Origin of the sequence: Salipiger sp. HF18 (assembly GCF_011806505.1) — a bacterium.
GTDB classification, from domain to species: Bacteria; Pseudomonadota; Alphaproteobacteria; order Rhodobacterales; family Rhodobacteraceae; genus Salipiger; species Salipiger thiooxidans.
Genome location: NZ_JAATOS010000979.1, coordinates 1 through 570, shown reverse-complemented (window position 1 = coordinate 570; position 570 = coordinate 1). Strand labels below are relative to the sequence as shown.

The window sequence follows — 570 nt, the reverse complement described above, 5'->3', positions numbered from 1 at the left end:
AGTGGATCGCCGCCTCGCGCTTCTGCGTCGTCTCGACCGTGGGCCCCAACGGCACCGACGGCACGCCGCGCGGCGACGACGGTCCGGTGGTGCTCGAGCTCGACCCCGGCACGCTGGCGCTGCCCGACTGGCGCGGCAACAACCGGCTCGACAGCCTGCGCAACCTCGTCACCGACGGGCGCATCTCGCTGATGTTCATGGTGCCCGGCGACAACTCGGTGGTGCGGGTGAACGGCAAGGCGTGGCTGACCGACGACGAGGCGCTGCGCGGCCGCTTCGCGCGCAAGAGCATGCTGCCCGCCACGGTCGCGGTGATCGAGATCGCCGAGGTCTACGCGCAATGCCCCAAGGCGTTGCTGCGCTCGGGCCTCTGGGACCGCGATGACGGCGCCGAGACCCCGTCTCTGGGCGAGATCCTCGACGAGATGACCAGCGGCGAGATCGAGGCAGGGGCCTGGGACCGCACCTACCCCGAGCGGGCCAGGCAGACGCTCTGGTGACCCTCTCGACGCCGTGATCGGTTCCGGAAACGGAACCGCCGGCCGGGCGGGTAGAACTCCTGACGTCTAG

1 protein-coding gene is annotated in these 570 nt (G+C 70.9%); it reads left to right on the top strand.

Annotation, left to right across the window (positions count from 1 at the left end; all coding sequences use genetic code 11):
- A partial coding sequence (locus HC022_RS28375) for an MSMEG_1061 family FMN-dependent PPOX-type flavoprotein (protein WP_167454579.1) occupies positions 1–500 on the top strand: 500 nt, incomplete at its 5' end.
- Positions 501–570: the final 70 nt, after the last annotated feature.